Origin of the sequence: Pacificitalea manganoxidans (assembly GCF_002504165.1) — a bacterium.
GTDB classification, from domain to species: domain Bacteria; phylum Pseudomonadota; class Alphaproteobacteria; order Rhodobacterales; family Rhodobacteraceae; genus Pacificitalea; species Pacificitalea manganoxidans.
In genome coordinates, this window is record NZ_CP021404.1 from 1,595,722 (window position 1) to 1,622,364 (window position 26,643).

At 66.0% G+C, this 26,643-nt stretch carries 18 protein-coding genes; 14 read left to right on the forward strand and 4 right to left on the reverse strand.

Features of this window, described 5'->3' with window-relative positions:
* Positions 1-93: 93 nt before the first annotated feature.
* The 4 genes from CBW24_RS07225 to CBW24_RS07240 all read left to right on the forward strand — a co-directional run bounded on the left by CBW24_RS07225 (position 94) and on the right by CBW24_RS07240 (position 7,057).
* The gene (locus CBW24_RS07225; RefSeq protein WP_097373146.1) at positions 94-3,078 is read left to right on the forward strand and encodes a GAF domain-containing protein; all 2,985 of its coding nucleotides are present in this window, start codon (positions 94-96) and stop codon (positions 3,076-3,078) included.
* A 17-nt stretch (positions 3,079-3,095) separates the two neighbouring features.
* Positions 3,096-3,473 (forward strand): response regulator, encoded by a 378-nt coding sequence (locus tag CBW24_RS07230; protein WP_097373147.1) that lies wholly within the window; start codon positions 3,096-3,098, stop codon positions 3,471-3,473.
* 253 nt (positions 3,474-3,726) lie between these two features.
* Positions 3,727-6,159 (forward strand): HWE histidine kinase domain-containing protein, encoded by a 2,433-nt coding sequence (locus CBW24_RS07235; protein ID WP_232530259.1) that lies wholly within the window; start codon positions 3,727-3,729, stop codon positions 6,157-6,159.
* A gap of 124 nt (positions 6,160-6,283) precedes the next feature.
* Positions 6,284-7,057, forward strand: a complete 774-nt coding sequence (locus CBW24_RS07240; protein WP_097373148.1) for an aldolase/citrate lyase family protein — start codon at positions 6,284-6,286, stop codon at positions 7,055-7,057.
* A gap of 198 nt (positions 7,058-7,255) precedes the next feature.
* Here CBW24_RS07240 and CBW24_RS07245 read toward each other — a convergent pair whose 3' ends face one another.
* The gene (locus CBW24_RS07245) at positions 7,256-9,136 is read right to left on the reverse strand and encodes a PhoX family protein (RefSeq protein ID WP_097373149.1); all 1,881 of its coding nucleotides are present in this window, start codon (positions 9,134-9,136) and stop codon (positions 7,256-7,258) included.
* A gap of 280 nt (positions 9,137-9,416) precedes the next feature.
* Between CBW24_RS07245 and CBW24_RS07250 the strand changes: the two genes are divergently transcribed.
* Positions 9,417-9,830, forward strand: coding sequence for a DUF3830 family protein (locus CBW24_RS07250; RefSeq protein ID WP_088663916.1), 414 nt, complete (start codon positions 9,417-9,419; stop codon positions 9,828-9,830).
* Positions 9,831-9,846: 16 nt separating this feature from the next.
* Here the strand turns inward: CBW24_RS07250 and CBW24_RS07255 are convergent, their stop codons facing one another.
* Positions 9,847-10,872 carry a hypothetical protein gene (locus CBW24_RS07255; protein WP_097373150.1) on the reverse strand — a complete coding sequence of 342 codons (1,026 nt, stop codon included), beginning with the start codon at positions 10,870-10,872 and terminating at the stop codon, positions 9,847-9,849.
* A gap of 450 nt (positions 10,873-11,322) precedes the next feature.
* Between CBW24_RS07255 and CBW24_RS07260 the strand changes: the two genes are divergently transcribed.
* On the forward strand, positions 11,323-13,125 hold the full coding sequence (locus tag CBW24_RS07260; RefSeq protein WP_097373151.1) for a Hint domain-containing protein: 1,803 nt from the start codon (positions 11,323-11,325) through the stop codon (positions 13,123-13,125).
* Positions 13,126-13,154: 29 nt separating this feature from the next.
* On the opposite strand, the gene CBW24_RS07265 is transcribed toward CBW24_RS07260, so the two are convergent.
* Positions 13,155-14,210 carry a GlxA family transcriptional regulator gene (locus CBW24_RS07265; protein WP_097373152.1) on the reverse strand — a complete coding sequence of 352 codons (1,056 nt, stop codon included), beginning with the start codon at positions 14,208-14,210 and terminating at the stop codon, positions 13,155-13,157.
* Positions 14,211-14,320: 110 nt separating this feature from the next.
* Between CBW24_RS07265 and CBW24_RS07270 the strand changes: the two genes are divergently transcribed.
* The 7 genes from CBW24_RS07270 to CBW24_RS07300 all read left to right on the forward strand — a co-directional run bounded on the left by CBW24_RS07270 (position 14,321) and on the right by CBW24_RS07300 (position 23,962).
* Positions 14,321-15,574: a sarcosine oxidase subunit beta family protein gene (locus tag CBW24_RS07270; RefSeq protein ID WP_097373153.1), complete on the forward strand. Its 1,254-nt coding sequence runs from the start codon at positions 14,321-14,323 to the stop codon at positions 15,572-15,574.
* 25 nt (positions 15,575-15,599) lie between these two features.
* Positions 15,600-15,920, forward strand: a complete 321-nt coding sequence (locus CBW24_RS07275) for a sarcosine oxidase subunit delta (RefSeq protein WP_097373154.1) — start codon at positions 15,600-15,602, stop codon at positions 15,918-15,920.
* On the forward strand, positions 15,917-18,919 hold the full coding sequence (locus CBW24_RS07280; protein ID WP_097373155.1) for a sarcosine oxidase subunit alpha family protein: 3,003 nt from the start codon (positions 15,917-15,919) through the stop codon (positions 18,917-18,919). Before CBW24_RS07275 ends, CBW24_RS07280 begins: the two co-directional genes overlap by 4 nt.
* On the forward strand, positions 18,916-19,458 hold the full coding sequence (locus CBW24_RS07285; protein ID WP_097373156.1) for a sarcosine oxidase subunit gamma: 543 nt from the start codon (positions 18,916-18,918) through the stop codon (positions 19,456-19,458). Before CBW24_RS07280 ends, CBW24_RS07285 begins: the two co-directional genes overlap by 4 nt.
* Before the next feature lie 12 nt (positions 19,459-19,470).
* Complete coding sequence (locus CBW24_RS07290) at positions 19,471-20,883, forward strand: L-serine ammonia-lyase (RefSeq protein WP_097373157.1); 1,413 nt, start codon at positions 19,471-19,473, stop codon at positions 20,881-20,883.
* A 180-nt stretch (positions 20,884-21,063) separates the two neighbouring features.
* Entirely contained in the window at positions 21,064-22,017 is a 954-nt protein-coding gene (locus CBW24_RS07295; RefSeq protein ID WP_097373158.1) for a TAXI family TRAP transporter solute-binding subunit, read from the forward strand.
* A 94-nt stretch (positions 22,018-22,111) separates the two neighbouring features.
* Entirely contained in the window at positions 22,112-23,962 is a 1,851-nt protein-coding gene (locus CBW24_RS07300; protein WP_309764954.1) for a TRAP transporter permease, read from the forward strand.
* 524 nt (positions 23,963-24,486) lie between these two features.
* Here CBW24_RS07300 and CBW24_RS07305 read toward each other — a convergent pair.
* Complete coding sequence (locus tag CBW24_RS07305; RefSeq protein WP_088663926.1) at positions 24,487-25,521, reverse strand: Gfo/Idh/MocA family protein; 1,035 nt, start codon at positions 25,519-25,521, stop codon at positions 24,487-24,489.
* Positions 25,522-25,715: 194 nt separating this feature from the next.
* Here CBW24_RS07305 and CBW24_RS07310 point away from each other — a divergent pair, with 194 nt between their 5' ends.
* Complete coding sequence (locus CBW24_RS07310) at positions 25,716-26,570, forward strand: acyl-CoA thioesterase (RefSeq protein ID WP_097373159.1); 855 nt, start codon at positions 25,716-25,718, stop codon at positions 26,568-26,570.
* Positions 26,571-26,643: the final 73 nt, after the last annotated feature.

Here is a 26,643-nt window from a genome sequence, read left to right on the forward strand (position 1 = left end):
GCGGCCCGAACGCTATTTGCGCGGCTGCGTGTCTGCGCCTTGTTGTCCAGCAATTTCCGCGTGCTATATGGCGCGGGAATAAGGGGAACGGGCATGATCTCGGACGGTGACACACAGCTGGCGTTTCTCCGGGCGGGGGGCGAAACCGGAAGGTTGATTGCAGCGCGTGACTGGCGCGCCGCACGTTTGGGCGCGCCTGATGGCTGGCCTGCGGGATTACGCAGCGCGGTGCAGATCCTGTTGGCCTCGCCTCTGCCCGGGTTGCTGATCTGGGGACGCCAGCAGACCCTATTTTACAATGACGCGGCGCGCAGCCTGATCGGTCCCGCGCACCCGGCGGCGCTGGGCCAGCCCGTGACGCAAGGCGCGGCACCGATTTGGCAGGCGCTCGGCACGGCGGTCGCGCAGGGCACGGCGGCACGGCTGTCTGTGGCCCTGTCCCCCGATGGCGCGGCGCAGGACGTGGTTCTGACCCCTGTGACCGACGATGCGGGCGACGTGGCCGGGATGCTGTGCACCGTGGTGAGCCCAGCCGAGGCCGCCGCCGGTCCGCAAGCTGATGCGCAGGATACCCCGGATAGTGACGAGGTTCAGCGCTTCCAACACACGCTGCTGGAACTGACATTGCAGGAACGTCCGCTGCAACTCATCCTCGAAGAGGTGATGCGCACGGCGCAGACCGTGCTTGGGCCTGACGCTGTCTGCTCGATCCAGATGACGGACGAAGCTGGCACCTGCCTGTCGCATTGCGCCTCCATCGGGCTGGACGCGGAGTTCACGGCTGCGATTGATGGCCTGCCCATCGGCCCCGCCTCTGGGTCGTGCGGCACTGCGGCGCATCGCCGGGCGCCGGTGATGGTTGCCGATATTGCCAGCGATCCCTTGTGGCAGGGGATTGAGGACGCCGCGCTGTCGCGTGGGTTGCGCGCCTGTTGGTCACGGCCGGTGATTGGCGCGCGGGATAAGGTGCTGGGCGTCGTAGCCGTCTATCAGAGCACGCCGGGCCTACCATCGCCCCGTCAGGCGGAGTTTCTGGACCTCGTGGCCCGGATCACCGCGCTGATCCTTGAGCGTTACGCCGCGCAGGAGGCGCTCAACGATCAAAAACGCTTGCTGGAGACGTTGAACCGCACCGGCGCAGGGGTCGCGGCGGAGCTGGATCACGAAGCGTTGGTGCAGATGGTCACCGATGCGGGCGTCGATCTGATCGGCGCGCAATTCGGGGCGTTTTTCTACAACATCGTCGACAAGGTCGGCGAAAGCTACACGCTCTATACCCTGTCGGGGGTGGATAGCGGAGCGTTTGCGAATTTCCCGATGCCGCGCAACACCGATGTCTTTGCGCCGACATTCGCAGGCACCGGGATCGTGCGCTCGGACGACATCACCACCGATCCGCGCTATGCCCGCAATGCGCCCTACCGTGGCATGCCCAAAGGGCATCTGCCGGTGCGTAGCTATCTGGCCGTGCCGGTGATTTCGCGGTCGGGCGAGGTTCTCGGCGGACTGTTCTTTGGTCATGCGGAACCGGGGCGCTTCACTGCGCATCATGAAAAGCTGATGGAGGGGCTTGCGGGGCAGGCTTCCATCGCGGTCGATAACGCGCGGCTTTATCAATCTGCGCAGCGCGAAATCGAAGTGCGCCGCCGCGCCGAAAACGACCTGATCCGGATCAAGAGCGATCTGGAACTGGCGCAGGAGCGGGTTGAACTGGCCTTGGCCGCGGGGGCGATTATCGGAACATGGATCTGGCATGTTCCGACGGACACGATCACCGCCGATGACCGTTTTGCACGGGCCTTTGGTCTTGATCCCGACCGCTGCCGCGAGGGCATGTCATTGTCCGAGGCTACGAATTCCGTGCATCCCGACGATCTGGATCGGGTGACCACGCTCATTGACGCGACGCTGCGCGCGGGCGGGGTCTACCGCGCCGAATATCGCGCGCGCCATGCGGATGGCAATTACCGCTGGGTGGAGGCAAGCGGCCTGTGCGAACTGGACGAGGACGGCAAGCCGCTGCGGTTCCCCGGCGTGCTTCTGGATATCGAGCAGCGCCACCGCATCGAGGTAGATCTTGAGCGGCGCGAGGCGGATCTGGCGCTGTTGCTCGATTCCACTGCCGACGGGTTCTATGCGGTCGATACCGAAGGCAAGACCACCCGCTGCAATGCCGCGTTCCTGCGGATGCTCGGCTTCCAGCGGGAGGAGGAGGTCGTGGGCAAGCAACTGCACGACATCATCCATCACACCCGCCCCGATGGCACGCCCTATGCGGAAACCAGCTGTCCGATCTATCAGGTCGCATCGGGCGGCGGCATGGCGCATGTCGATGACGAGGTGTTCTACCGCACCGATGGCACGTCCTTCCCCGTCGAATACTGGGTGCGCCCGGTCTACTGGAAGGGGGAGCTTCAGGGCGCCGTCTGCAACATTCTCGACATCAGCGAACGCAAACGCGCCGAGGAAGCCCGCCAGTTGCTGCTGCGGGAACTGAACCACCGGGTGAAGAACCTGTTCTCGATCACCGCCGGGATGATCACGATGACCGCGCGCCATGCCCGCAGCGTCGAAGAACTGGCCGAAACCCTGTCAGGCCGGGTGATCGCATTGGCACGGGCGCATGAACTGATCAGCAGTTCCATCACCTCCGGCGATGCCGAGGTCACGCCAAGCGGGCTCGATAAGCTGATTGAGGTGGTGATGGCGCCGCATGTGGAGGGGCGCGCCGGGGCGCTCGATCTGTCCGGCCCGCCGGTGGAACTGGGCCCTACGGCGACGACCGGGTTTGCGCTGATCCTGCACGAGCTTGCGACCAACGCCGCCAAATATGGTGCGCTTTCGGCGCCGGGCGGGCAGGTCCGCGTGGCGTGGCACCAAAGCGACGACATGCTGCATCTCGACTGGACAGAAACCGGAGGGCCAGCAGTCACAGGCCCGCCCACGCAAAGCGGATTCGGCAGCAAGCTCGCAAGGCTAAGCGCCACCGGTCAGCTGGACGGCGCAATCGAATATGACTGGACGCCCGGCGGGGTGACGATCCACCTGACCGCCGCGTTTGATCGGCTTTCACAATAGACATTGGGAGGTGACACATGCCCGACACCGCTCGGTATCTGGATGGTCTCAAGGTGCTTATCGTGGAGGATGAGCCGTTTATTTCGCTGAACCTCGCGTTTGGGGTCGAGGATGCGGGCGGCACGGCGCTTGGACCTGCGACGAGCGTTGCGCAGGCGCTGACCCTGATCGCGACGGCGCGGCCCGATGCGGCGATTGTGGATGTGGATTTGCCCGATGGTGACATCGGTCCCGTTCTCGACGCCCTGCGCCCCGAAGTGCCAGTGGTGGTGCATACGGGCGTCGGCCTGCCGGAGCGTCTGCGGGAAGCCCATCCCGAGGTTCAGGTCTTTACCAAGCCGACCACGCCCGCGGTGTTGGCCAAGCGCCTGCGCACGGAGATCGCGGACAACTGAACCCAGCGGGCAGGGCGGCTTTCCGTCTTGCGGCGGAACCCCGGTTGCTCGGCCTGCGTTTGCCGAGGCGTCGGCCCGTTCCGATATTGGCCCTTTTGCCCGGTCCGTAGCCCGGCTCGCCGGTTTTCGCCTAACTGCGGGACCGATCACGACCGCGCGAGAGCGACGGAAATGGTGGTGCCTGACGCTGTAGACCCTATCTGTTACGGCGCGGAGCGACGCTCCCGCCACCTGCACGAATCGGAGATGCCGTTTGAACGTCGAGACAACCGGGAGCGTGACGCGCCCTGCCGCCGGTGGCGAGATGGGCCAGTTGATCCGTGACTTCGACTGGGCCGGCACCTCGCTCGGCCCGGCGCAGGATTGGCCGCAGGTGCTGCATGTGCTGGTGGATCTGATGCTGAGTTCCAGCCAGCCGATGTTCTTGGTCTGGGGGCCGGAGCGAACCTGCCTTTATAACGATTCCTATTCCGAAATCCTCGCCGGGAAGCATCCCGCGCTGGGGCAGCCTTTCGACCAAATCTGGGCAGAGATCTGGGATCGTGACCTGAAACCGATCGTCGCCAAGGCCTATGCAGGCGAGGCGCTGCATATGGACCACATTCCGCTTATGATGCTGCGGCGCGGGTATCTGGAGGAAACCCATTTTTCATTCTCCTACACACCCGTGCGCGATGCAGAGGGGGTGGTTCAGGGGTTTTTGTGCCCCTGTCTGGAGATCACCGATCAGGTGCTGGAGGAACGTCGCGCGCGGCTGCGGGTCGAGTTGACCGAGCGGTTCCGCGCCGAGCGTGACCCCAAAGCGCTGAGCTACGAGGCCGCCGCGCTTCTGGCCCGTCATCTGGACGTGCAGCAGGGCGCCTATGCCGCGATTGACGACAGCGGCGCGTACGCGATCATCAAGACCGACTGGTCCGCAGGCGGCATGCCCAGCAATGTCGGGCGCCACCGGTTGCAGGATTTCGGCGCTGATTTCATCGCCGATCTGAAGGCCGGGCGCAGCGTTGCCATCGCCGATGTGCAGGAAGACCCGCGCACCAACACGCCCGAGGCGACGGAAACCTTTGCGCAGCGCGGCATTCGCGCGGTTCTCAATGTGCCGCATATGCGCGACGGGCGGCTTGTCGCCGTGCTGGCGCTTCACGCCGATAAGCCACGCTGCTGGCATCCGGCGGATGTCGCACTGGCGGAGGAGGTCGCGCAGCGCACCCATGCCGCCGTGAAAAGCGCGGAGGCCGAAGATGCCCGGCGTCTGAGCGAACATCACCTGCGCGAAACCCGCGATGCGCTGGCCTTGGCCACGACGGCCTCTAGCCTCGGCTGGGTGACGTGGGATATGGATACCGGCGACGCGACCGTCGATGCCTGCGGGCGCGACATACTGGGATTTGACGACGGAACGGTCCGTGTCGAGGATTGGATGGGCCGCATCCATCCCGAAGATCGCGCGATGGTGGAGGAGGAGTTGCACGGGTGTGTGCGCGACAGCCGCCCGTTTGATCTGGCCTATCGTGTCACACCGCCCGACGGCAGCACGCGGCATGTCCACGGCACCGGCGTGTTTCAGACCGATGACGACGGCAGGGCTACGCGCGGCACCGGTTTTGTGCGAGACGTGACGGAGCGCAAGCGGGCCGAGGATCACAGCAACATGCTGATGGCGGAACTGGACCACCGGGTGAAGAACATCCTCGCCGTGGTGCAGTCCATCGCCCGGCAGAGCCTTGCCCGCGGTCAGGAACTCGGCCCCGAAGCGGCGGACCGGCTGATCGGACGCATTTCCGCGCTGGCGCAATCCCATGCGCTTGTCGCGCGCAGCCGCTGGGAAGGCGCCTCTTTCGAGGCCCTGCTGGAAACGGCGCTGGCCTCCTATCGCGACGAGGAGGGTGTGCGCATCGTGCTGGATGGCCCGGATCTGAAGATCACGCCAAAGGCCGCGCAGACGCTGGCGCTGGCCCTGCACGAACTGGGAACGAATTCCGCGAAATATGGCGCGCTGTCGCGTCCCGAGGGGCGGATCATCGCGCGTTGGCGGCTTACCCGCGAGGCGGGCGAGGCGGTGCTGGCGTTTGACTGGCAGGAATGTGACGGCCCGGTCATTGAGGGCCCGCCCAGCCGCCGTGGTTTTGGCTCCGTGCTGATCGAACGGATGCTCGCCGCCGATCTGGATGGCGACGTGGATCTGGATTTCGCGCCAACCGGGCTGCGGGCGCAAATCACGCTGCCATTGGCCACCCTGCGGGCCAAGGAAACCACCGTGACCCCCGCTGCCGCGCCTGCCGTGCCGTTGGCCGGCGATCGTGCCGCGCTGCGGGAAAAGAAGGTGCTGGTCATCGAGGACGAACATCTGGTCGGGCAGGAAACGACCGCCGCCTTGCGCGCGGCGGGCTGCTCCGTGATCGGTCCGGTGACGACATTGAAGGAAGCGCTGACCGTCGTCGGCGCCGAAAGCTACGACGCCGCCGTGCTCGATGTGAACCTGAATGGCGAACTGGTCTGGCCCGCGGCACAGGTCGTGCGGGCGCGCGACATTCCTTTCGTGTTCGCGACGGGATATTCGGGCACCGTCAACACGCCGCGCGAATTGAAGGACGCGCCTTGGGTGGAGAAGCCCATCGCCGCCGACGACCTGATCCAGTCGCTCGCCGCCGCGCTATCGGTGCAGGAGGCCGCGAACAGCAAGTAGCACCGATGTTGCGCACCGGGGCCGGCGGCCGCGCGGCGGGCAGAAGATCCTTGTCGTCGGGCGTGTCATGCTGTTTCGGTTTGCACACCGATGCTGCGATGGCCGCACCTAGAAAGGATCTCACATGCCCGCTTTGCCAAATCCGTTCAAATCCGCGCTCACGGAGGGCCGGCTGCAATTCGGACTGTGGCTGGCGCTGGCCAATGCCTACACGACCGAAATCTGCGCCGGCGCAGGCTATGATTGGCTGCTGATCGACGGGGAACACGCGCCAAACGACATTCCCAGCATCCTTGCGCAGTTGCAGGCGATCGGGCGCGGCGGCAGCCATGCGCTTGTCCGTCCGCCGGTGGGGGAGACGAGCCTAATCAAGCAGATCCTCGACATGGGGGCGCAGACCATCCTGATCCCGATGGTCGAAAGCGGCGCGCAGGCGCAGATGCTGGCACGGGCGATGCGCTATCCGCCCAATGGTGTCCGCGGGCTGGGTGCCGGGCTGGCGCGGGCGTCGTCGTTCAACCGCGATGCCGACTATGCCCAGACTGCCGATGAACAGGTCTGCCTGCTAGTCCAGATCGAAAGCTGCGCGGGCATCGACGCCCTTGATGCGATCACCACCACCGATGGCGTCGACGGCGTGTTCATCGGCCCCGCCGATCTGGCGGCGGACATGGGCCATCTGGGGCAACCCGACCACCCGGAGGTCGTCGCCGCCGTCGAAGCCGCGATCCGCCGAATCGTGGAATTGGGCAAGCCTGCAGGCGTGCTGACCGTCAACCGCGCGCTGGCCCGGCGCTACATCGACGCGGGCGCGACCTTCGTGGCGATTGGGGCGGATGTCACCGTGTTGGCGGACCAGACCACGGCATTGCTAAAAACCTTCCGCGCGGAGGTCTGAGCCCATCTGCACCGTAGCCTGCCGGATCTGGTCCGGGGGCGCGCAAGTGCGGCGGCGGTGCGAGCCACGAAAATTGCAATGCTATATGGGGAGCGTCGATATCGGCGCGGGCGGGATGATAGGCCTTCGCCACCGCGCCTAATGTAAAGGGGCGGCACCCCGCGGCGCCGCCCCTTCGATCCGGTGTGCAAATCGGACTTAGCCGATCGTCGCGCCATCTTCGCGCCAGACGGCGACCACAGCGGAGCGGGGCTTGCCCTCCCCATCGGGCCAGGAGCCGCCGGGGTGCTGGATGCCGACAAAGGCCACCTTGCGGTCCAGCGACCATGTCAGGCCGGTGACCTCTGCCCCGTTGGGCGCGGTCAGGAAGCGGGCGATCTCGCCGGTTTCGGGGTTGCCGACAAGCATCTGGTTATTGCCCATGCCCTCGAATTCGCCCTCGTTGCTGTCATCGCCATCGGTCTGGATCCACAGCATCCCGTCGGAGCTGAACACCATACCATCGGGCGAGTTGAACATATTGCCCGGCGTCACATTGGCAGAGCCGCGATACATGCCTTCGGCGGCGGAGGGGTTGCCGGCCATGACGTAGAGATCCCAGCTAAAGCTGTCCGCGCCGTGGTCTTCGTCCGTGGGCCACCAGCGCACGATCTGGCCGTAATTGTTGACCTCGCGCGGGTTGGGGCCGCCGACCGGCGCCGCGTCGCCACCGGCATTGCCGCTGACGCCCCGGTTTTTATTGTTGGTCAGCGCGCAGTAGACCTCGGCCCGCAGGGGGTTGGTGGCGATCCATTCGGGGCGATCCATCGTCGTGGCGCCCACCTTGGAGCCTGCCATCCGGGCGAAGACGAGGATTTCCTCGATCGCCATGCCGGTGCTCTCGGGCGTCAGGGGCAGCCATGCGCCGGTCTGGTCGTCATTGAACTTCGCGACATAAAGTGTGCCATCCGACAGCAGGCCATCGGTCGGCTGGCCCTCGGCCCATGTGCCGTTGGAGACGTAGCGGTAGATGAATTCGCCGCGCTCGTCATCGCCCATATACACGACGATCCGGCCATCGGCGGCCTGCACCATCGCGGCGTTTTCATGCTTGAACCGGCCCAGAGCGGAATGTTTCACCGGCGTGCTTGCGGGATCGGCGGGGTCGATCTCGGTGATCCAGCCGTGGCGGTTAGGCTCGTTGGGTTCCGTGGTCAGGTCGAACCGGGGGTCGAACGTCTCATAGGCGTAACGCCCTTCGGCGCCGATGCCATAGCGGTCGTAGCCTTCGGTCGCGGGCATCTCGCCGGTGGCGCCAAAGTAGCCGTTGAAGTTTTCTTCGCAGGTCAGATAGGTGCCCCACAGCGTCCGACCGGAGCCGCAGTTGTTCATCGTGCCCTTGGGCGAGCGGCCTTCGGGATCGGCATTGGTCTGCACCAGCGCATGACCGGCAGCGGGGCCGTCCATCGTCATCTGGGTGTCATGGGTGATGCGGCGGTTCAGGGGGCTGTCCTTGACCACCTCGAACCCAGTGCCGCTATCGGCGATTTCCATCACCGTTACGCCCTGAATGTTCTTGAGCAGTGTCACCTCATCGGCGCTGGCGGCCATGCCTTCGGAGGCCTCGGGCAGGTTGATCTGCGGGTTGGCATATTCCGAGTTGATGACCAGAACCGTGCGGCCATCCACGTCAAAGGTTTCCATGCCGTCGGTGTTCTCGCCGAAGACTTTGTCAGACATCGCAACGGGCACGACGCCGTCGCTGCCATAAGCGCCATCGGCCTCGGACCAAAGCGCGTCACCCCAGCGCACCAGCGGCTTCCAATCATAACCTTCGGGCACAGTCAGATCGAACCCGGTGCCTGCGGGCACGGGGGTAAAGGCAAAGCCGCTGGTCTGCGCGGCCGCGCGGCCCGCCTGACCCAGCACGCCGGAGCCAAACACCGCAGCGCCCGAACCAAAGGCCAGTGCGCCGCCCAGAAAACCGCGGCGCGATACGGCGCGTTCCACGACCTGATCGAAATCATTGTCGGCCGGGCGCGGCGACCGCAGTTCATCGAAGTCATCCCAGGACAGGTCGACGGTTTTCTTGATATCCATGATATATTCCTTTGGCGCATGGCTGAGGATGGTCGCGGGAGGCAGGCCATCGCTGCACGCGAGGTCTCATTTTTATCTGACGGTCCAATGACGGAACTGCGACAGCCGCGTAACGATTGATGCGGCGCGTCGAGGGGGTGGCTGGCGCAGGTGACATGCCGTTGCGCCACCCGGGAGTGGTCCGCGTGTGCGGCGGGTGGATTTTCCCGCGCAGCTAAGCCTTTACTGCAATCACGCGCTGTTGCCGCGCCGCGCCATCCCGAACCGCTAAGGATCAGCCATGACCAACCTGACCGTCACCATCGCCGGTGTCACCTTCGACGCCCGTTTCGAGGAGGAGGCCGCCCCGAAGACCGTCGCCGCGTTCCGTGCGCGTATGCCGTTCATCGGGCAGGTGGTGCATGTCCGCTGGAGCGGCGAGGGCGTATGGATCCCTCTTGGGGAGACCGATTTCGGCGTCGGCTACGAAAACCACACCAGCTATCCCGCGCCGGGGCAGATCATCCTGTATCCCGGCGGGATATCGGAAACGGAGATCCTGCTGGCCTATGGCGGTGTGCATTTCGCCTCGAAGATGGGGCAGTTGGCGGGCAATCACTTCATCACGCTGACCTCTGGGCTCGACCGTCTGGCGCAGATCGGACCCAAGGTTTTGTGGGAGGGCGCGCAGGACATCCGGTTCGAGCTGGCCTAAGCCCCCACGCGCAGGATCAGTCCGGCATCGCGCGGGCGCGGGCCTCGGTGCGGGCGGCGTGCGCGACTTCGTCCAGCCAGCGCGCCAAGGGCTCGGTCAGCGCATCGCGCGTGGCCAAAGCTGCGCCATTGGCTGCGCAGGTCGCCAGCAGATCGGGATCGGTGCCGATGCGGTCGTAGCGGCGCGCATGGTCTGGATCGGCCCAGCCATGGCGATCCCGCTGCGCCACGATCAGACGGCAGCGATGCACCGCGTGCAGCACGGCAAACCGCAAAAACAGCGGTAACCTGCGCCCGGTGACAAAGCCGGTCGCGTCAAGGATCTCCAGCGACCGTGCCGCCGAAATCGGCCAGAATTCATCCGCAACAAGGAACGCCGCGTCCTCCACCCCGGCACGGCGGCCGTAATCCTCCCAATCGAACCAGATCACCCGTCCGTCGTCCGACAGCGCGGCATTGCCCGGACGCGCGTCCCATTTGATGAAGGAGAGCGGCAGGCTGGTCATGCCTCCAGCAAGCACCTGCGCGTCATAGTCCGGGGCAGGGCGGTGCAGCAAACGCCCCAGATGCCGAGGTCCGTCGGCAAAGCGCGCCAGCCAATCGGCCCCGTTTGCGATCACGGGCAGACCGGCCAAAAACCCGCCCCCCCGCGCGGCGGATTTGATGCGCAGCAGGCTTTCGCAGGCGGCGGCAGCCAGATCGTCGCGCGCTGCGCCTTCGCGCCGAAGCAGCGCGCTGGTCAGGCGGCGGCTGCCCGCATCGGTTTGGAAACTCCATCCGTCCTGCAGCCCAAGCGGGCGCGGCACATCCGCTCCGGCCTGCGTCAGATGGGTCAGCAGGGCGATTTCACGCGCGCGGCGATCGGGATCGGCCCGCCATGAGGCAATGACGCTGTGATCGTCGAAATGCACGCGCACACTGGCCCGCCGCGCCCCACCGGGCCCGGTGATCCGCTCCACCCGCTGGCCAAACAGCGCCTCGGCGGCGCGGGCGGCGGTTTCGGCGGCGGGCGGGCCAGAATTTTTCGGTGGAGGAGTGGTCATGCACGGCCTGCGCGATGTGGCGCAATAGCGGGGGTCGCGGGCGCAAAGTGACCAAAAGGTTGACAGCGCTGGAATGTAATGTGATTCGCGAAAATACACTCTAAAAGTGTAGTGATTTCAAACATTCGCATAGGGCTGGTGCATTTCTGGAAACTGTTTGGTTCCCGCTTGGAAATTATGCGCAGATGGACGGGCTGTTATCTGCGCTTCGTGACAGGGAATACTCACACAATACAGGGGTGTAGGCCAGTGATCGGCCTGTGCGGCGCATGGGACCAGCGGCGCTGACGTTGACGTGACCTCGAGCATATCACGCAACACGTTTCTCGCCATTGCAGAAATGCGATATAATTCAGACTGATAATTTTGCGTTCACACCGGGGGGACGACGCAGAAGCGAACTCCATCACCTGCGTGTGCTCCACGTTCAGGCTGCCAAGGAAAAACATTATGGCCGACTTCAAAGGCGACTCGAACGACAACGAAATCAACGGCACCAATTTCGACGATAAGATTTCGGGCGGCGCCGGCAACGACACGCTGCGCGGCGGCGATGGGCGGGACGAAATCGACGGCGATGACGGTGACGACGTAATCTACGGCGGTAATGGCGACGACACGCTCGACGGCGGGCGTGGGCGCGACACCATCTATGGCGGCGAAGGCAACGATACGATCAGCGGTGGATCAGGCTCTGGCTCCGGCACTGGCGACGACAACGATGTCCTCTACGGCGAGGGCGGGCAGGACACCATCTCCGGCGGCGATGGCGACGATCTGCTCGACGGTGGCGAAGGCGATGACACGCTCGACGGTGGGTCGGGCGATGACATGCTGTATGGCGGCAACGGTCAGGACAAGCTCTACGGCGGCAAGGGCAATGACATGCTCGATGGCGGTCAGGGCGACGACACGCTTGAAGGCGGGTCGGGCAATGACACGCTTTATGGCGGTCAGGGTCAGGATAAAATCTATGGCGGCAAGGGCAACGACACCGCCTATGGCGATGACGGCGACGACACGATCTATGGCGGCACCGGCGACGACCGTCTGTTCGGCGGTCAGGGTCAGGACAAACTCTACGGCGGCAAGGGCGACGACGTTCTGTCCGGTGGCGACGGGGATGACACGCTGGAAGGCGGCACCGGCGATGACGTGCTGGCAGGCAATGCAGGCAACGACAAGCTTTACGGTGGCAAGGGCGACGACATCCTGTGCGGCGACGAGGGCGACGATAAGCTCTACGGCGGCACCGGCAACGATAAGCTTTATGGCGGTGCCGGCAACGACGTCATGTATGGCGGCAAGAACGGCTCTGGCTCCGGCTCCGGTTCGGGCGCCGGGGGCGACTCGTTCTATGTTGGTCGGGGCGGCGGCGTAGACACGGTTTACGGCGGCGACGGCGGCAGCAAGGGCGGCTCGGCCTCCGGGCAGGACATTAACGACGTTCTTTATGTCGAAGGTCCGGTGCAGGTCACGCTGGAAAGCGGCGAGACCTTTACCCTGTCGCCGGGGGAAATGCGCCAGATCGTCAACCGTGACGACGATATCGACGACGACCTTCAGGACGGCGGCTATGCCGTGCTGGACGACGGCACGCGGGTGAATTTCGAGGATATCGGCGCGATCCGTTCGGTGGAACAAATCGACCGCCCTGAACAGTGCATCTGCTTTACGCCCGGTGCGATGGTCGCAACGGCACGCGGGCTCGTCCCGGTCGAAACCTTGGCCGAAGGCGACCGGGTGCTGACCCGCGACAACGGGTTCCAGCCGATTTCATGGACCGGATCGCGGCAGCTGACCGCGGCGGAGCTGGCAGGCAATGAGCAACTGCGCCCGGTTCTGATCCGTGCGGGTGCACTGGGTCCGAATTGCCCCGAGACCGACATGCTCGTGTCGCCCAATCACCGGATGCTGCTGACGGGTAACCGGGCGGAACTGCTGATGGATCACCGCGAGGTCCTCGTCGCGGCCAAGCATATGGTCAGCCATGCGGGGGTCGATCAGGTGCAGCCCGCGCGCGGTGTGACCTATGTCCACATCATGTGCGAACATCATGAGGTCATCATGGCCGATGGCGCATGGACCGAAAGCTTCCAGCCCGGCGACTATTCTCTCGAAGGTCTGGATGGCGCTCAGCGGGAAGAGATCTTTGCGCTGTTCCCCGATCTGCGCACCCCCCGCGGCACCGAGGCGTTCGCCGCCTCGCGCATGGTGGCCAAGAAGCACGAAGCCCGCCTGCTGCTGGGTTGACCACCAATTCAAAGGCCGGATCGCCGACGCTACAGTTGCGCGGCGCTCCGGTCTGTCTGGTCTGATCTGGCCATAGGGGCGTCGCCCGCCGCGCGGTAGGCGCCGGGCGTCATGCCTTCGTGTTGGCGAAACACCCGTGCCAGATGCGGCATATCGCAAAATCCCGTCGCCTGCGCGATGGCGGTGACGCTGCGCCGACTGTGGCGCAGCAGATGCCGGGCCTGCGCCAACCGCAGCAGCAGCCCAGCCTGCGCGGGCGACATCGCAAGCGCGGCCCGGAAATGCCGTTCCAGGCGCCGCCGGGGAATGCCCATATCTTCCGCCAGCGCGGCCATTGTCACAGGCGCGTCGAGGCTTTCCTGCATCCGCAACAACGCCCGCCGCACCAGCGGATCGGTGCAGCGCAGGGTCAGGGGCAGGGCGGGCTGCGGCCCGTGTCCTGGGTCGTCCTGTGCCGCCGCAGGCTCCACCAGCATGATGTTCAGGCTTTTGCGCGCGGCCGACGCGCCCACATGCCGCTCGACAAGCCACGCCGCCAGATGCGCCGCGCCGACGCCGCCTGCACAGGTCAGCCGGTCGCGATCCACCACGAAAATCCGGTCGCTGATCGGGCGGAGCCCATCGTGGCGTGTGACGAAATCCTGATGATGAAACCAGCTGACGCAGCAGCGATAGCCGTCCATCAGCCCTGCCTCATGCAGAACGAATGCGCCGGTGCACAGCCCGATCAACGGAACGCCCGCGCGGGCCGCCCGGTGCAGATAAGCAATCTGCGCGGGCAGCAGCGGTTGAGGCGCGCCCAGCAGCCCGCCCACCACAGCGATATAATCATACGCCGCCGGGTCGGTCAGCCGGGCGTCGGGAGTGACGCAGATCTCGCTCGAGGAGGCGACCGGCGTCGCATCCCCCGCGAGCACATGCCAGTCGCAGCGGATCGGACGGGACTGGTCGCCCTCATCCGCCGCCAGCCGCAGCACATCTACGAAGTTGCCAAAGGCCGATAGCGTGAACCGCCGCGCCAGCAGGATGCCGACGCGCAGGTGTGGGGCGGAGGTCGGACCTGTTGCGGCGCGGTGCGGGATCATGACGGGCTTTCGCAAGTGACGCAGATATGCTGCGAAAGTGTCGCAAATATTCACGCCAGACAAGTCGGCCTCCGCTACTCCTGATCCATGCCCGAGACAGGAGCGCCCGCATGACCCATTTCTCCGCGCTATCGCTGCTGCGCCACGCCGTGCGCCGGACCAAGCCGTGGACCAGCCAATGGCCTGATGCGCAGCCCAAGGCCGAATATGATGTGGTGATCGTGGGCGCGGGCGGGCACGGGCTTGGCGCGGCCTATTACCTCGCGCGGGAGCACGGCATCACCAATGTCGCCGTGATCGACAAGGGCTGGCTTGGCGGCGGCAATACCGGGCGCAACACCACCATCATCCGCTCCAACTACCTCTATGATGAAAGCGCGCGGCTTTACGATCATGCGGTCGATCTCTGGGATGGGTTGGCGCAGGAGCTGAATTACAACGTCATGTTTTCCAAGCGCGGCGTCATGATGCTGGCCCATACCGTGCATGATGTGCAGAGCTTCCAGCGCCATGTGCATTCCAACCGGCTGAACGGCGTCGACAACGCATGGCTGACGCCGCAGCAGGCGCAGGAGTTCTGTCCGCCGCTCGATATCTCGCGCTCCGCGCGCTATCCGGTGCTGGGCGCGGCGTTGCAACGGCGGGCCGGGACCGCGCGGCACGATGCGGTGGCATGGGGCTATGCGCGGGCAGCGGCGGCGCGGGGCGTCGACATTATCCAGAATTGCCCAGTGACCGCGATCCGCCGCGGCGCTGACGGCGCAGTCACCGGGGTGGAGACCGCGCGCGGGGTGATCCGCGCGCGCAAGGTCGCGGTCTCGGCGGCGGGGCATACCTCGGTCGTGATGGACAGCGCGGGTCTGCGCCTGCCGCTCGAAAGCTTCCCGTTACAAGCGCTGGTGTCGGAGCCGGTAAAGCCGGTCTTTCCCTGCGTGGTCATGTCGAACGCGGTGCATGCCTATATCAGCCAGTCTGATAAGGGCGAATTGGTGATCGGCTCGGGCACCGATCAATATACCAGCTATTCCCAACGGGGCGGGTTGCCGCTGATCGAGCATACGCTGGCGTCGATCTGCGAGATTTTTCCGCTGTTCACCCGGATGCGGATGCTGCGCAAATGGGGCGGGATCGTGGATGTGACGCCCGACCGCTCGCCCATTCTGGGCAAAACGCCGGTGCCCGGGCTTTACGTCAATTGCGGCTGGGGCACCGGCGGGTTCAAGGCAACCCCCGGCGCGGCGCATCTGCTGGCCCATACCATTGCGCGCGACGCGCCCCATCCCATCAACGCGCCGTTCACCCTCGACCGGTTCCGCACCGGACGCCTGATCGACGAAGCCGCCGCCGCGGCTGTCGCCCATTGACCTGCCCGAGCCTGAAAGCCCGCCTATGCTGCTGATCCACTGCCCCCACTGCAATGAGGCCCTGCCGGAGCTGGAATTTACCTATGCCGGAGAAGCGCATCTGGTGCGGCCCGCAAACCCGGCCGCGCTCAGCGATGCCGAATGGGCCGATTACCTGTTCAACCGCCGCAACGCGCGCGGTCCGCATTATGAGCGCTGGCGGCACAGCCATGGCTGTGCGCGCTATTTCAATGCTTTACGCGACACGGTGACGGACCGGTTCCTCGCCACCTACAAGGTTGGCGAAGCGGCACCTGACCCCGATGCACCTGACCCCGATGCGCCGCGCGCGGAGGCCGCCTCATGAGCGGGCCGTTCCGTCATGCCAGCCGGGGCCGGATTGATCGCGGCACACAGGTCCGCTTTACCTTTGACGGGGCGGAGATCACCGGCCATCCCGGTGACACGGTCGCGTCGGCGCTGCTCGCCCACGGGGTGCATCTGGTTGGCCGGTCGTTCAAATACCACCGGCCCCGCGGCATCCTCACCGCCGGATCGGAGGAGCCCAATGCGCTGATCCGCACCAGCCGCGCAGGCGATGCCGCACGGGCGGAGCCAAACACCCGCGCCACCCTGCAGGAACTGCGCGCAGGGCTGGTCTGCGAAAGCCAGAACCGCTGGCCCTCGCTGCGCCATGATGTGGGCGAGATCAACGACCGCTTGCATCCGCTGCTCAGCACCGGGTTCTACTACAAAACCTTCATGTGGCCGAAATCCTTTTGGGACCGGGTCTATGAGCCGCTGATCCGGGCCTCTGCAGGGCTGGGGCGGGCACCGACGCAGGCCGATCCCGACAAATACGCCTCCCGGTTTCATCATTGCGATCTGCTGGTCGTCGGCGCCGGACCTGCCGGGCTGATGGCGGCGCGCGCGGCGGCGCGGGCGGGGCTGGAGGTGACGCTGGTGGACGAAAGCGCGGAGCCGGGCGGGGCGCTTCTGTCCGAGCCGCATCTGCGCATCGACGGGGCGCCCGCATGGGACTGGCTGGCCGCGACGCTTGCGGAGTTGCGCGACTTGGGCGTGCAGATCATGTGCCGCACCACCGCGATCGGGTATTACCATCAGAACATGATCGGGCTGTGCCAACGGTTGAGCGATCATCTGGAACCTGCTCCGGCTGATCTGCCACGCGAACGTTTGTGGCGGGTCCGGGCGGCACAGGTGGTGCTGGCGCAGGGCGCACTGGAACAGCCGCTGGTGTTCGACGGAAACGACCGGCCCGGCATCCTGCTGGCAGGCGCGGCGCAGGTCTATCTGAACCGCTACGGCGTGCTGCCGGGGCGGCGGGCCGCAGTGGTGACCAGCCATGACAGCGCGTGGCATGCGGCCTTCGATCTGGCGGACGCGGGCGTCGTCATTGGCGCAATCGCTGACACCCGCAGCACCCCGCCCCAAGACCTTATGGCCGAGGCGCTGGCTCGCGGGATGCAGGTGCTTGCCGGCTACGTTCCTGTGTCCAGCCGCGGACGGCGGCGCGTGACCGGGATGCGATTTGCGTCGTGGGATGGCATAGATCTGACCGGCGACGCGCAGGACGTGGAATGCGATTGCGTTTTGATGTCAGGGGGTTGGACGCCGTCGTTACACCTGTTTTCACACACCCGGAATACCCTGCGCTGGGATGAGGCCACCGCGACCTATCTGCCCGACACGACGCTGGAGGCCGCGCAGGTGGCCGGTGCGGGCCGTGGCATCTGGGGCACAGCGGCGGCGCTGGAGGACGGTGCCCAGGCCGGGCTGCGCGCGGCGCAGGCGCTGGGGCACGAGGGGTCCGCCGAGGCTGTGATCGTGACCGGCGACAGGACAGGAGGCGGCGCGCCACTCAGGGATCTGCCCGGGGCGGCGCGGGGCCGTGCCTTTGTCGATTTCCAGAACGATGTCACTGCCAAGGATCTGCGCCAAGCGGTCAGCGAAGGTATGCGCTCGATCGAGCATGTGAAGCGCTACACCACCAACGGCATGGCGACAGACCAAGGAAAAATGTCCAATATCAACGGGCTGCGGATCGCTTCTGATGCATTGGGTAAGGCCGCGCCGCAGGTTGGGCTGACCACGTTCCGCCCGCCTTACACGCCCACCACATTCGGGGCGTTTACCGGCTACCGGCGCGGTCCGTTGTTTCAGGCCACCCGGAAAACCCCGATTGATCCGTGGGCCTGCGCGCAGGGCGCGGTGTTCGAGCCGGTCGCGCAGTGGCGGCGCGCGCGCTATTTCCCGCAGGGGGGCGAAGACATGCACGCCGCTGTTGCCCGCGAATGTCGCACCACCCGCGCCGGTGCGGGCATGTTCGATGCCTCCACGCTGGGCAAGATCGAGGTGGTCGGCCCGGACGCGCTGACCTTCCTCGACCGGCTTTACACCAACCCGCTGACCAAACTTGGCGTCGGGCGCTGCCGCTACGCGCTGATGCTGGGGGAGGATGGGTACATCCGTGACGATGGCATCATCGCCCGCATCGACGAGGATCGCTGTCATGTCACCACCACCACCGGCGGGGCCGCGCGGGTTCTGGCGATGATGGAGGATTACCTACAGACGGAATGGCCTGATCTACGGGTCTGGCTGACCTCCGTCACCGAGGAATGGGCCACCATCGCCATCAACGGGCCTGCCGCGCGGGGGCTGATCGCGCCCTTCGTCGAGGGGCTGGACATCGCCCCCGAGGCATTTGCGCATATGGCCGTCGGCACTTGCCGGTTTGACGGGGTGCGCTGTCGGCTGATGCGCGTCAGTTTTACCGGGGAGCCGGGGTTCGAAATCAACATTCCCGCCCGCCACGCGCAACAGGTATGGGAGGCGCTTCACCTTGCTGGGGCTAACGCGGACGCGCCATTTTGCGTTTACGGAACCGAGACGATGCATGTGCTGCGGGCCGAGAAGGGCTATATTATCGTCGGTCAGGATACCGATGGCACGGTCACGCCGCAGGATGCCGGGCTCGGATGGGCCGTGGGGGGGAACAAGGACGATTTCGTCGGGAAACGGTCGCTTTCGCGGGAGGATATGGCAAGCGCGGGACGCAAGCACCTTGTGGGGCTCGACCTGCTCGATGGCGGTCCGGCCCTAGAGGAAGGCGCGCAGATCGTGCTCGACCCCGATCAGCCGATCCCGATGAAGATGGAGGGGCATGTGACCTCTGCCTATGACAGCGCCACCGTCGGGCGGCCCATCGCGCTGGCGCTGCTGGCCAATGGACGGCACATGATGGGGCGGGAGGTATATCTGCCCATGCCCGATGGGGTCCGCCGCGCGCGGGTCACCGGCACCGTCTGGATCGATCCCGACAACGAAAGGCTGAACACATGAGCACCGCGCAGACAGGCGGGCCGGCAAGCCCTGAGAGCGATACGCTGAACGTTTCCGTGCGCGACTGCACCCCGCGCTGGTCGCTGCGCGTCGCGCCTGCGGACGCCGCCGCGATGGGCGCGGCGCTGGGGGTGGAATTGCCGCTGCGGATCGGAGCTGTCGGATCAAAGGGGCCGCGCAGTGCGCTGTGCCTTGGGCCGGATGACTGGCTTCTGATCGCGCCAGAGTTGCCGGACCTGTCTGTTGCGCCCCTGCACGCGCTGACCCGGATTGCGGATCGCGAGCAGACGGTCACGGTGACCGGCCCCGGCGCGACGGCGTTGATCGCCATCGGCTGCCCCCGCGATATGCGCCGCATCGCGCCCGGCACCGGGTGCCGCACGGTGTTCGACGAGGCGCAGGTGATCCTGTGGCGTGATGGGCCGGAGGCATTCCGGCTTGATGTCTGGCGCTCTTTCCTGCCGCATGTCGTGGCCTTGCTGGAAACGGGCATGCGGGAATTGCGGGCCGAAGCGGCGCTTGCCGGAGGGGATACCTGAAAAGGGGCCACGATGTTTATTTCGGTGTTCGATATCTTCAAACACGGCATTGGCCCGTCGTCCTCGCACACGATGGGGCCGATGGTTGCCGCCGCGCGGTTTCTGGACGCGCTGCGCGGCGGGGCAGAGAGGATCCCCGGCGCGGACCGGCTCAGCGCCGTGGAAGTGACGCTGCACGGCTCGCTTGCCTTCACCGGAAAGGGCCATGCCACGGATCGCGCGGTTGTTCTGGGCCTCATGGGGCAACGGCCCGAAGATATGGACCCCGACGCCGCAGAGGCGATTTTGGCGCAGGTGGCTCAGAATCGGCGCCTGACCCCCGATGGCCTGCCGCCGCTGCGGTTCGATCCCGCGCGCGATCTGGTGTTCGACTATGGTCCGCCGCTACCGCTGCATGCCAATGGGCTGGTGTTTCGCGCCCGTGACCAGCGCGGCAATCCGTATCTGACGGAGACGTATTATTCGGTCGGGGGCGGGTTCGTCCTGACGGCGCAGGAATTGGAGGCCGAACGGGCAGGGGCCGATGCGCCGCTCACCGCGCGCAAATCCGAGGCCGGTCATCCCCATCCGTTCGGCAGCGCCGCCGAAATGTTGCGCATGGCACGCAGGTCGGGCCTGAGCATCGCCGCCATGAAGCGCGAGAATGAGGTCGCCGCCGGTCACGCGGATCTGGATGCCGGGCTGGACGGGATCGCGGCGGCGATGCACGCCTGTATTGATCGCGGACTTGCGCAGGAGGGTGAATTGCCCGGCGGCCTGCGGGTGCGCCGCCGCGCCCACGCACTGCATGAAGCGCTGGAGCGGGAGCGACATTCCAACCGCCAAACGCCGCATGTCGCCAATGAATGGATGAGCCTCTATGCCATTGCGGTGAATGAGGAAAACGCGGCCGGCGGGCGCGTTGTCACGGCCCCGACCAACGGCGCGGCGGGCACGGTTCCGGCTGTTTTGCGCTACTGGCGCGATCATATGCATGACGTCACCGATGCGGGCGCGCGGGATTTTCTGCTGACCGCCGCCGCGATTGGCGGGATCATCAAAACGAATGCGTCGATCTCCGGGGCTGAGGTGGGCTGTCAGGGCGAGGTGGGAAGCGCCAGCGCCATGGCCGCCGCCGGGCTGTGTGCGGTGTTGGGCGGCACGCCGGAGCAGGTGGAGAACGCGGCTGAAATCGCACTGGAACACCATCTGGGCATGACCTGCGATCCCGCGGCGGGGCTGGTGCAGGTGCCGTGCATCGAACGGAACGCGATGGGGGCGATTAAGGCCGTGTCCGCCGCGGCGCTGGCCCTGCGCGGTGATGGCGCCCATATCATGCCGCTCGATAACTGCATTCAGGTGATGTTGGAAACGGGCCGGGACATGAGCGACAAATACAAGGAAACCTCGACCGGCGGCATTGCGGTGAACCTGCCAGAGTGCTGAGTTACGGCTGCCTGCCGGGCCAATCGCCTGTCGCATAGCTTCGTTCCAATCCTGTTGCTGCGCTACGCGCCCTACCAGCCAACCGCCGACGCATGATGTAGTGCGCGCGCCAACTCCCCCTTGATGCGCGGCGCCAATACGACGATTGTGCGCCGACGTTTGATACCCGGGAGGAAGATCATGAAATTCACCGCAGTTGCGAGCCTCGCCGCCATGGGCCTTCTGGCCGCCGCGCCGCTCACCGCGCAGGAGCGCGTCACCTATAAATCCGCCAAAACCGGCTCGTCCTACTACCAGATGGGCGTCGAACTGGCCGAGGCGATGAAGACCGGGACCGATGGCGCGATCAGCGTCACGGTCGAGGAAAGCCAAGGTTCGGTGCAAAACGTGATGGAGGTCCGCGCGCGCGGGGGCGACTATGTCTTCACCACGCCGCCTGCTCTGGTCGGGGCCGCCCAAGGGGCCAAGGGCCCGTTCGAGGGCAAGGGCGCGCCCGCCTTTGACGAGATCCGCGCGCTGTTCCCGATCCCGTCGCTGACCATGCATTTCGTCGTGGCCGAAAAGGCCGGCGCACAGGGTCTGGAGGATCTGGCAGGCAAATCGGTGCTGCTGGGCTCGGGCTCTTTCGGCGCGACCGAGGGCGAGAAATATCTGGAGCTTTTCGGGCTGACCGACAGTGTCGAGATCGCGGATAGCGAGCTGTCCAACGCCGTGGCTGCGCTGAAAAACGGGCAGATCGACGCGTTCGTCACCGCAGGCTCCTACCCGGCGCCGAACGTGATCGAGGCCGCCGCCTCCACCCCCGTGACCATCCTGTCGATGACTGATGAACAGGTGGCGGAAACCGGGCGCACCCGGCTTGTGATCCCGGCGGGCACCTATGCCGGTCAGGACAGCGATGTGGTGACCACCTCGCTGCCGGTCGTGGCCTATGCGACCACCAAGATGAGCGACGACACCGCCTACACCATGACCAAGACGTTCTGGGAGGAGCGCGAGGCGCTGGCCGACAGTGCGAAATGGTGGGCCGCTGTCACGCCGGATCTGCTGGAAAACATCACCACGCAGATCCATCCCGGCGCGCTGCGCTATTACGAAGAGATCGGCGCACCGATCACCGACGCGCAGCGCTGATCGCCGCCTGATCTGCTGATACCTTAACCACCGCCCGCGCTTCTGACCCGTCACAGGGTCACGGCGCGGGCGCTTTCATACCGGCTGTTTCCCCATGTCCCGTTCCGCCTCATCCGCCCCTGCCACCGCCGACATGCCCGCCCCGGCGCAGGCCACCCCCCTGAACGGGCCTCTGCGGTTGCGGCCGCTCTGGATCGCGCTTGGTGGCTTGAGCGTCGCGGCGCATCTGGGACTGATCTTTTACGGGCTGGTGCCGAACCTCGTGGCGCGTCCCTTGCATATGGCGTTGGTGCTGCCGTGGGTTTTCGTGCTGCCGGCAACCACACGGCGCGGGATTTGGTTGGGCGTGGCCATTGCCGCGGCGGGCATCGCCGCCTGCCTGTGGGTGGTGCTGAACCACGCGGCATTGCGCAATCAATACGGCTATCTCGAAAGCGGCGCGCAGGTGGCGCTGTCGGTGTTCCTGCTGGGGCTGGCGATGGAGGGTGCCCGGCGGATGATCGGCTGGCCGCTGCCGACCGTCGCGGCGCTGGTTCTGGCCTATGGTCTGCTGGGACAACACCTGCCCGGTCAATTCGGTCACGCCGGGGTGCCGCTGCGCAGCTTTCTGGGCACGCTGGTCATCACCGAGGGCGGTTTGTGGGGCAGTCTGACCGGTGTGTCGGTGGGCGTGGTGTCGATCTTCATCATCTTCGGCGCGGTGCTCAACGCGGGCGAGGCGGGGCAGGGCTTCATGAATGTCGCGGCGGCGGCAGCCGGGCGGCTGCGGGGCGGCGCGGCCAAGGTCTCGGTGCTGTCCTCGGCGCTGTTCGGGTCAATCTCCGGGTCGGCTTCGGCCAATGTCGCCTCCACCGGCGCGGTGACGCTGCCCGCCATGACCCGGCTGGGCTATCCCAAGCGGCTGTCGGCGGCGGTCGAGGCCGTGGCCTCTTCGGGCGGGCAGATCATGCCGCCGCTGATGGGGGCGGGGGCCTTTGTCATGGTCGAACTGACGGGCGTACCCTACACCCAGATCATGCTGGCCGCGCTGCTGCCCGCAATCCTTTATTTCCTTGCCGTCTGGGTCGGCATCGACGCCTATGCGTCCCGCTATGAGTTGCGCGGCTTCCCCGAGGACGAACGCCCCGCGCGCCGCGATGTGGCGGTCACCTCGGCGTTTTTCCTCGTGCCGTTTGTCTTGCTGCTGGGCGCGATGTTCTGGCTGGGCTTCACCCCGCAATATGCCGCCGCGCTGGCGATCCTGTCGGGGTTCGGGCTGCTGCTGTTCGATGGCTCGGGGCTGGCCGTGGGGCGTGCGCCGGGACGGATCGCCGAGGCGTTGATCAGTGCCGGACGCCAGATCGCCATGATCGCCTCCATCATCATCTGCGCGTCGATTATTATCGGGGTGCTGGGCATCACCGGGCTGGGGGTCAAACTGACCTCCGCCATCGTCGCCGGGTCTGGCGGGATGCTCTGGCCGTCGTTGTTTCTGACTGCGCTGGCTTGCCTGCTGCTGGGCATGGAGGTGCCGACGACGGCCGCTTATGTCATCTGCGTTTCCGTCGCGGGGCCTGCGCTGATCGAACTGGGGTTGGACCCGTTGCAAGCGCATCTGTTCGTGTTCTGGTTCGCGCTGCTTTCGACCATCACGCCGCCGGTCTGTGGCGCGGTGTTCATCGCCGCCGGAATGATCGGTGAGAACTGGTTGCGGGTCGCGGGCACGGCAATGGCGCTGGGGATCGGGCTTTACCTCATCCCGCTGGGGATGATCGCCAACCCGGCGCTGATCGGCGTGGCGGAGACCCCGGCGCTGGCGCTTTACGCCTTCGCGCGAGTTGGACTGGGGCTTGCGGCTCTGTCCTTTGCGCTGATCGGGCGGCAGCGGGCGCTGATGCGCGTGGCGCTCGGCGCGGGCGGTCTGGTGCTGTTGTTTGGCGCGGCGGTCTGGCCGGTGGGCGGGTAACTGGTTGGCTGGGTTATGCGATGCGTAACTCGGTCGGGGCTTTTGAGGTAAATCGCTGGCCACGATTGGGTCGAAGCGTCCGCCCGAGGACGGACGCTTTGCGTTTACGTCTGTCGGGTGGGGCTTGCTGGGCCGGAGGCGACCAGCCTCAGGCCCGCGCCCTCCCTCCCCCCGGGAGGGCGCCTTGGCGGTGTCAGACTCCGCCACAGCCTTCGTTCGGGGCTTTGAAATAAATCGCTGATCACTGGCGTTGCAAAGCGCCCACCCAAGGAAGGCGCTTTGTGCCCATACTGATCGGGTGGGGCTTGCTGGGCCCGAGGCGACCAGCCTCAGGCCCGCGCCCTCCCTCCCGCACGGGAGGGCGCCTTGGCGGTGTCAGTCTCCGCACAATTCTCGTCCGGGGCTTCTAAGATAAAGCGCAGACCACGAGCGAAGCGAAACCCACCCAAGGGAGGGCGCTTCTCGCCGAGTTGGGTCAGCCAGCGAGACCGGCGGCAGCCAGCCTCACCACGCCTCCCGGCGCCTTACAGATCCACCGGCATTCCGGTTTCGGCGGAGCGGGTCACTGCCTCCAGGACGCGCATGTCCTCGTAGCCTTCGCGCAGCGAGGTCAGCGGGGCCTCCGTGCCCCGCGCGACGCGGGCGAGGTTGCGGATCTGGCTTACATAGGCATCCTCACCATCGGTGGGCAGCACCTCGTGCTGAAGCTTTTCATACCAGCTTTTCTCACCGCCATGCCGCCAGAACGACAGATCCGGCAGGCTGACGCCGCCTTCGCTGCCCGCGAACATGGAGGAGATCACGTCATGTTTGGGGAAGCGGCCCGGATTTTCGCCCGCGTTGATGTCCCAGCACCACGGCCCGACGGCGGCATCCGAGATCGCGACGGTCACCAGCCCGCCCGAGGCAAAGCGCAGCACGATGGCGGCGGTGTCCTCCACCTCCAGACCCCGGGCCTTGTTCGAGACGACGGCATGGACCTGCGCGACCTCGCCAAAGAAATGGCGCAGCAGATCGACCTCGTGGATCAGATTGATGAGGATCGGGCCGCCATTGCCCTTTTCGCCATGCCATGCCACGTCGAAATAGGCGTCGTCCTTGCGGAGAGAGGCGGTGACAGTGCCCATCACCAACTGGCCGAACCGCTCCGACGCGATCACAGATTTTGCGGCGCGGATGATCGGGTTATGGCGGCGGTGATGGCCGGTCAGCCCCGGCACGCCGGTCTTTTCGGATGCGGCGACCAGACGTGCCCCGGCCTCGGCGGTTTCCGCCAGCGGCTTTTCGATCAGGACCGGGATGCCTGCCTCGATTAGTTGCACGCCGATGGGGACATGGGTGGCGTTCGGTGTGGCGACGACGACCGCGTCGGGCCGGGCGGCGATCAATGCGTCAAGATCGGTGAACAGCGTGCAGTCATTGGCCTGTGCGATGGCGGCACCGTTCGGCCCCGGCTCGACGATGCCGAACAAGGTCGCCTCGTCACAGGTTTTCGTCGCCTCGATATGGGTTTTGCCAATGACGCCGGTGCCGACGATCGCGATGCGGGCTGGATTCATGTGCACTGTCCTCCGAATGATTTTGCGTCTGCTTACGCCAGTTGACCGGAGGGTTGAACTGGATAGATCGACCGGCAAATCTGCGGGGGGCGCCGAGGCACAGGCACTGGCCCTTGCGGCCCAGATCGGGGATAACCCGCCGCGATCCGCGCCTTTGCCCCCCGCAGGCCCGGAGCCCGCCCGAAGGAGCCCATATGCCTGATAAGATCGATCCTGACGATTGGCTGCCCCGCCTGACCGAGGTCACAGCGCCCGGTCCAGACCTGCGCAGCTGGACCTGCCTGCCGTGGGAGGACGTGACCGATAAGGCTTTCGGCGGAGAGCTTATGGCGCAAAGCGCCCGCGCCGCGCTGCGCCTGCGGCCCGAGGACCGCCGCCTGCTTCATTCCGTTGCGACGCAATTCGCCGCGCCGATCCGGGGCGGGGTCGAGCTGCGGCACGATGTGCGCCTGCTGACCGATGGCGGGCGCTACCGCCGCGTTTTGGTCGAGGCGCATCAGGAGGAGCGGCTTCTGGCGGCCTCGCTCATGTCCTTTGTGACGCCGCAGGCCGATACGGGGGACGTCCCGCGCGACGCGCCGCCCCCCGCGCTGGCCGACAGTTTCGATCTGCCGGATGGCGCCTTGGCGCGCACGCTGGAACGCGATGACAGGCTGGAAAAGCGGATGGGCGCGTATGACCCGGCAGCGGGCGCGTTCGGCTACTGGTTTCGCATCTCGCCCGCGATGAGCGTCGCGCAGGCCAGCGATCCGGCGGAGCGGGTGATCTGCGCGCTCTATGCCTCCGACCGGACGGTGATGGCAGCAGCGCGGGAGGCGGTGATGGCGGCGCGGGGCGAGACCGATGGCGCCTATTATTTGGCCACGCTCAATCACGATGTGCATGTGTTCGATCCGCAAGCCGCGCTGGCGGAATGGCTCTATGTCTCGGTCGCGGCGGAACTGGCACGACTGGGGCGGGTCGTCGTCAACGGGGCGGTGCGTGACGCGACGGGGCGGGTGGTGCTGCGCTACAGGCAGCAGGGCGTGATGTCGCCGCTGAAACGCTGATCCGTGCCGCTGACCTGTTGCCCCACCCGAGGCTTTGTGCGAAACCTCGACTCGTGGAATTAAACCGATGAGT

Bases quoted from the DNA above. Each gene is read 5' to 3' on its own strand.
- CBW24_RS07285 (WP_097373156.1), top strand. From the start codon at position 18,916: ATGAGCACCGCGCAGACAGGCGGGCCGGCAAGCCCTGAGAGCGATACG.
- CBW24_RS07265 (WP_097373152.1), bottom strand. From the start codon at position 14,210: ATGATCCCGCACCGCGCCGCAACAGGTCCGACCTCCGCCCCACACCTG.
- CBW24_RS07275 (WP_097373154.1), top strand. From the start codon at position 15,600: ATGCTGCTGATCCACTGCCCCCACTGCAATGAGGCCCTGCCGGAGCTG.
- CBW24_RS07230 (WP_097373147.1), top strand. From the start codon at position 3,096: ATGCCCGACACCGCTCGGTATCTGGATGGTCTCAAGGTGCTTATCGTG.
- CBW24_RS07225 (WP_097373146.1), top strand. From the start codon at position 94: ATGATCTCGGACGGTGACACACAGCTGGCGTTTCTCCGGGCGGGGGGC.
- CBW24_RS07300 (WP_309764954.1), top strand. From the start codon at position 22,112: ATGTCCCGTTCCGCCTCATCCGCCCCTGCCACCGCCGACATGCCCGCC.
- CBW24_RS07245 (WP_097373149.1), bottom strand. From the start codon at position 9,136: ATGGATATCAAGAAAACCGTCGACCTGTCCTGGGATGACTTCGATGAA.
- CBW24_RS07255 (WP_097373150.1), bottom strand. From the start codon at position 10,872: ATGACCACTCCTCCACCGAAAAATTCTGGCCCGCCCGCCGCCGAAACC.
- CBW24_RS07290 (WP_097373157.1), top strand. From the start codon at position 19,471: ATGTTTATTTCGGTGTTCGATATCTTCAAACACGGCATTGGCCCGTCG.
- CBW24_RS07250 (WP_088663916.1), top strand. From the start codon at position 9,417: ATGACCAACCTGACCGTCACCATCGCCGGTGTCACCTTCGACGCCCGT.
- CBW24_RS07240 (WP_097373148.1), top strand. From the start codon at position 6,284: ATGCCCGCTTTGCCAAATCCGTTCAAATCCGCGCTCACGGAGGGCCGG.
- CBW24_RS07270 (WP_097373153.1), top strand. From the start codon at position 14,321: ATGACCCATTTCTCCGCGCTATCGCTGCTGCGCCACGCCGTGCGCCGG.
- CBW24_RS07280 (WP_097373155.1), top strand. From the start codon at position 15,917: ATGAGCGGGCCGTTCCGTCATGCCAGCCGGGGCCGGATTGATCGCGGC.
- CBW24_RS07295 (WP_097373158.1), top strand. From the start codon at position 21,064: ATGAAATTCACCGCAGTTGCGAGCCTCGCCGCCATGGGCCTTCTGGCC.
- CBW24_RS07310 (WP_097373159.1), top strand. From the start codon at position 25,716: ATGCCTGATAAGATCGATCCTGACGATTGGCTGCCCCGCCTGACCGAG.
- CBW24_RS07305 (WP_088663926.1), bottom strand. From the start codon at position 25,521: ATGAATCCAGCCCGCATCGCGATCGTCGGCACCGGCGTCATTGGCAAA.
- CBW24_RS07260 (WP_097373151.1), top strand. From the start codon at position 11,323: ATGGCCGACTTCAAAGGCGACTCGAACGACAACGAAATCAACGGCACC.